Source organism: Pseudonocardia sp. ICBG601 (genome assembly GCF_020496245.1).
The window spans coordinates 1-4,928 of the sequence record NZ_JAHLJA010000246.1; the positions used below are offsets into that span (position 1 = coordinate 1).

The following is a 4,928-nucleotide window of genomic DNA, read 5'->3' on the forward strand; positions in this document are numbered from 1 at the left end:
GACGTTCGCGGTGACGTAGGTGCTGTCGTGCTCGAACTCCGTGGGGCGCCAGATGTTCAGCACGTCCGCGCCGTGCAGGGCCAGCGCCCCGCCCGGTCCCGGCACCCGCGATGACGTGGCCCATCCCGAGCGCGCGCAGCCCGTCCAGCGGGAGGTCGGCGCGGCGGCGCTGCGGGAACGGCTCGGGCGGCGCGTCGCCGATGCGGCGCAGGGTGATCGGCGGGGTGCCGGCCAAGCGCGGCGTGCTGCTCGGTCGCGAGCCACTCGCCGGGGGTACGGGCCATCGGCATGACGATGCCGACATCGCTCGCGGCCTCCTCCAGCTCGGCGGCGTCCCACCGGGCGATCGCGTCGGCGCGCCGCTCTCCGGGCCCCGAGGAAGGTCTCGGCCCGGGCCCGCAGCGCGGGGTAGGGATTGAGCGGCATCACCCAGCGGTCGTCGCGGGTGCGGTGGAACGAGAACCCCAGCGCCTGCGAGGTGATCGCCGGGCTGGCGGCCGGGTACCCGTTCACCAGCTCCCAGCGGCGGTCCGTAGAACGGGCAGAGGCGGTGCGGGGCGCGCCGGACGTCGACGGTCACGTCCTGACCGTCGCCGCCGCGGTCGCGGTGCACCGCGGCCATCCCGACCGACTTCGCGGCGAGCGCGACGGCCGCACCGCCCCCGAGGCGCAGCGCGCTGGGCACGACCGGGTCGGCACCGACGAACGCGACCCGCCCCCCGGCGGCGGCGCCGCTCATCCCGACGCAGCCCAGCAGCCCGTCGAGCGCGGCGGCCGGGGTCGAAGGCGTCCGTCGGTCGCGGGGGACGCGACGTTCGCGAGGATGCGCTCGGCAGTGGCGTCACCGGCAGTGGCGTCACCGGCAGTGGCAGCGGCGGGGGTGGTCATGCGGTGGGTCCTCCCACGTACTTGGCCCGCAGGTACTCACCCACGGACTTGCCGATCTGGTCCACGCGCAGGTTGGCCGAGCCGCCCGAGCCGAGCAGCCCGACGAGCACACCAGGTGCACCGCGCGCAGGTGCGGGAACTCGTGCCGGACGATGCGGCCCTCGGCCTCGGGGAGCAACGCGGCCGCCCGCTCGGTGGTCAGCGTGGCACGCAGCCAGTCCCAGTGCGCGGGGTCGCGGCACCAGACGCCCACGTTGGCGTTGCCGCCCTTGTCCCCGGCCCGCGCCCAGGTGTACTCGCCCAGCTCGACGGGCGGGCCGGTCGGCGCGGGCAGGTCCGGCTCCGGGTGCACCGGCTGTGCGGTCTCGTCGGGGGTCGCGGTCCGCGAGGCGCGCGGGACCTCGACCCGGCTGCCGTCGTCGAGGACGGCGTGGTGGTCGAGCAGCGCGGACTCCAGCAGCGCCGGCCAGTACTCGATCCGCGGCCACGGCTGCGACGCCCGCGGCGCGTGCCCGTCGTGGTGGAACCCGGGGAAGCCCTGCAGTACAGCGACCCGACGGCCGGGGAGAACCGGAGCAGCGGCTCCTTCTCGCGGGCGGTCGCGATCACCCGGATCGGGACGGTCGCCGCCCACTGGGTCGGCGGGTCGACCGCCGCGACACCGAGCGGGGTGACCTCCAGAGTGTCGACGTGGCCCTCCAGCGCCGCGCGCAGCTGGTTGCGCAGCAGCAGCTCCACCTTGCCCTCGACGTCGGGAGCGGTGCAGAACAGCATCGTGGAGATCTCGTAGCCGATGGGGCGAACACCGCGACCTTCGCCGTGGGCGGCGGCGGGGACCCGGTGACCGGACCGATCGCGACCCGGTCCGGTCCCTCCTGGCTCAGCCGCACGGTGTCCAGGTGCACGGTGACGTCCGGGTTCAGGTAGCGCGGGCCCTGGATCTCGTAGAGCAGCTGCGCGGTGACGGTGTCGACGGTGACCGTGCCGCCGTCGCGGGCGTGCTTGGTGATCACCGAGGAGCCGTCGGCGGCGACCTCGGCGATCGGGAACCCGGGGCGCAGCATGCCGGGCACCGAGCGGAAACCGGAGAAGTTGCCGCCGGTGGCGTGCGCGCCGCACTCGATGACGTGCCCGGCGGTCACCGCCCCGGCCAGCGCGTCGACGTCGTCGGGGCCCCAGCCCTGCCACCAGGCCGCCGGCCCCGCGGTCAGCGAGGCGTCGGTGACCCGCCCGGTCACGACGACGTCGGCGCCGGCGGCCAGCGCGGCGGCGATCCCGAACCCGCCGAGGTAGGCGTTCGCGGTGATCGGGGCGAACCCCCAGTCCTTGAGCGGGGCCCCGGTGTCGAGGTGCTCGAGCCCGTGGCCGTCGGCGTGGAAGTCGGCCAGCCGGTCGAACACCCCGTCCCCGGCGACGTGGGCGACCCGCAGCGACAGCCCGCCGCCGCGATCCGGTCGCGCAGCTCCTGCGCCATCCCGGCCGGGTCGAACCCGCCGGCGTTGGTGACGACCCGGACCCCGCGGCGGGCGATCTCGGGCAGGTGCGGGGGTGAGCTGGTCGAGGGCGTAGGCGACGTAGCCGGGGCCGCCGCGCCCGGCCGCGGCGGCGAGGGCGGCGAGGGTGATCTCGGCGAGGTAGTCGCCCATCAGGACGTCGACCGGGTCCCCGGCCATCGCCTCGTCGACGGCCGTGTACCGGTCGCCGAGGTAGCCGGACACGTTCGCGATACGCACGGGACGGGAGGCCATGCCGTCACGGTAGGCCGCCGGTCAGGGGCGCGACCAGGACCGATGACCGCACCTGGGCGTGACCTCTAGGGTCACGCCCCGTGGAGCTGTTCCATCTGCGCTACTTCCTCGCCGTCGCCGACGAGCTGAACCTGACGCGGGCGGCGGCCCGGCTGCACCTGGCCGCGTCGCCGTTGTCGCGACGGGTCCGCGACCTGGAGCGGGAGCTCGGCGCGCCGCTGTTCACCCGGTCCGCGCGCGGGATGGCGCTGACCGCGGCCGGGCGGGCACTGCTGCCGCGGGCCCGGGACATCGTCGCCCGGGTCGAGGCGCTGCCCGGCGCGCTCGCCGCCGCCGACGGGCACCCGGTCGTCGTGGTGGGGGATGGCCCCGGACGTGGACGGCGGCGGTCCGCGACGGCTTCCTGGAGCGTCTGCGGGCCGCGCGCCCGGAGCTGGCGGTGCGGATCCGCCCCGGCACCTCTGCGGAGCTGGCCCGCGCGGTCGCCCGCGCGAGCTGGACCTGGCCTTCGTCCACGGCGCCGTCGACGACCCCGGGCTGAGCGCACGACGGGTGAGACCCGGCCGGCCGCCGTCGCCGTCGGGCACGGGCGGGGTTTCGACGACCGGACCGAGGTCGCCCTGGAGGAGCTGGCGGACCTGCCGTACGTGTCCATCCGCTACGACGCCGCCCCGTCGGTCTACCGGGCCACCGGGGAGCTACTGGCCCGCCACGGGGTGCACCGGCGAATCGAACTCGACACCCACAACCCCGGCGACCTGACCCACGTCGTCGCCTCCGGGGAGGCGTTCACACTGGTCGGACTGGGGTCGGGGGCGACGCACAAGGCGTTCGTCGGGGAGCCCGTGCACGTGCTGCCGGTGACCGGGGGCGCAGGTGCGCCTGGGCACCGACGCGGTGTGGCGCACCGACCGGCCGCCGACCCCGGCGACGTCGTCGGACTGCTGGCGGCCGCCGCCGGGACGCCGACGGGGCCCGTGGCGTGACGCCACGGGCCCCGCTGCGGTGCGGTCGGATCAGACGCGGGCCGGGGCCCGGTCTCGGGTCTCCGAACCCGGCCTCGATCTCGTCGAGGGTCTGGTGCGCGGTCTCCCGGGCCGAACCAGGCCGCCGCCGCCGCGACCAGACAGATGACGCCGCCGAAGACGGCGACCGGCAGCCAGCCGGTGACGCTGTTCTCGGCCAGCGCGGCGGCGATGGTCGGGGCGAAACCGCCGAACGCGAAGCCGATCTGGGTGCCGACGGCCATGCCGGTCAGGCGGACCTTGGCCGGGAACATCTCCCCGTAGAACGAGGGCCAGACACCCGTTGGCCGCGCTGTAGACACCGGAGAGCAGGATGCCCGCGCCGAACACGAACAGGTACTCGCCGGTGGACCCGCCCACAGGTAGACGGCGAGCAGGACCGCGCTGCCCAGTGCGCCCGCGACGAACACCGGGCGGCGTCCGACCCGGTCGGACAGCGTGGCGAACAGCGGGATCGCGGCCAGGGCCCACGACGTTCGCGCTGACGACGACCCACAGCATCGTCGAGCGCTCCAGGCCCACGGTGTTCACCGCGAAGGACAGCGCGAAGACCGTCATCAGGGTGCTGACCGAGGCGACGGTCGCGGCGAGGCTGACGCGCAGCAGGTTCGGCCAGTGGTCACGGAACAGCGCGGCGATCGGGAGCTGCTCCGCGGCCCGCGGGGACCCCTCGGTGTCGGCCACCTCCGTCGCGAAGACCGGGGTCTCGTGCAGGGTGCGCCGGATCAGCACACCGGCGACCATCACCAGCACGCTCGCCCAGAACGGCACCCGCCAGCCCCAGGACAGCAGCGCCTCCTCCGGGAGCAGCGCGATCGGCAGGAACCCCGCGGTCGCGATGATCTGCCCGCCCTGGGTGCCGGACAGGGTGAAGCTGGTGAAGAACGCCGCGCCTGTGCTGGGGCGAGTGCTCCAGGGTCATCGAGTTGGCGCCGGCCTGCTCACCGCCCGCGGACAGGCCCTGCAGCAGTCGGCAGGCCACCAGCAGCACCGGCGCGAGCAGCCGACCTGGCCGTAGGTCGACAGGAAGCCGATCGCCAGCGTCGCGACGCCCATCATCATCAGCGTCGAGACCAGGACCTTCTTGCGGCCGAACCGGTCGCCGATGTGTCCGAACAGCACCGCGCCGAGCGGGCGGGCGACGTAGCCGAAACCGAAGGTCGCCAGCGACAGCAGCGTGCCGGCCACCGGGCTCGAGTCGGGGAAGAACACCTTGTTGAACACCAGCGCCGCAGCGGTGCCGTAGATGAAGAAGTCGTAGTACTCC

The 4,928-nt window shown here is 75.0% G+C and carries 4 protein-coding genes and 1 pseudogene; 1 reads left to right on the forward strand and 4 read right to left on the reverse strand.

Features of this window, described 5'->3' with window-relative positions:
* Nucleotides 1–856: 856 nt before the first annotated feature.
* Both KPL57_RS63900 and KPL57_RS63905 read right to left on the reverse strand, forming a co-directional pair.
* Complete coding sequence (locus KPL57_RS63900; RefSeq protein WP_226359293.1) at nucleotides 857–1,522, reverse strand: hypothetical protein; 666 nt, start codon at nucleotides 1,520–1,522, stop codon at nucleotides 857–859.
* Nucleotides 1,494–2,636, reverse strand: coding sequence for an acyclic terpene utilization AtuA family protein (locus KPL57_RS63905; protein WP_264200097.1), 1,143 nt, complete (start codon nucleotides 2,634–2,636; stop codon nucleotides 1,494–1,496). The genes KPL57_RS63900 and KPL57_RS63905 overlap by 29 nt, the downstream gene beginning before the upstream one ends.
* Nucleotides 2,637–2,716: 80 nt before the next feature.
* Here KPL57_RS63905 and KPL57_RS63910 point away from each other — a divergent pair, with 80 nt between their 5' ends.
* Nucleotides 2,717–3,622 carry a LysR family transcriptional regulator gene (locus KPL57_RS63910; protein WP_226359294.1) on the forward strand — a complete coding sequence of 302 codons (906 nt, stop codon included), beginning with the start codon at nucleotides 2,717–2,719 and terminating at the stop codon, nucleotides 3,620–3,622.
* Between the two features lie 92 nt (nucleotides 3,623–3,714).
* Here the strand turns inward: KPL57_RS63910 and KPL57_RS73660 are convergent.
* Nucleotides 3,715–4,071 (reverse strand): annotated as a pseudogene (locus tag KPL57_RS73660) (MFS transporter); the annotation flags it as partial.
* A gap of 508 nt (nucleotides 4,072–4,579) precedes the next feature.
* Nucleotides 4,580–4,928: MFS transporter (locus KPL57_RS73665; RefSeq protein ID WP_226359295.1), on the reverse strand; the 349-nt coding region annotated here is incomplete at its 5' end.

What these genes read in the sequence shown, in the direction of transcription:
- KPL57_RS63905 (WP_264200097.1), bottom strand. Translation starts at nt 2,636, where the DNA reads ATGGCCTCCCGTCCCGTGCGTATCGCGAACGTGTCCGGCTACCTCGGC.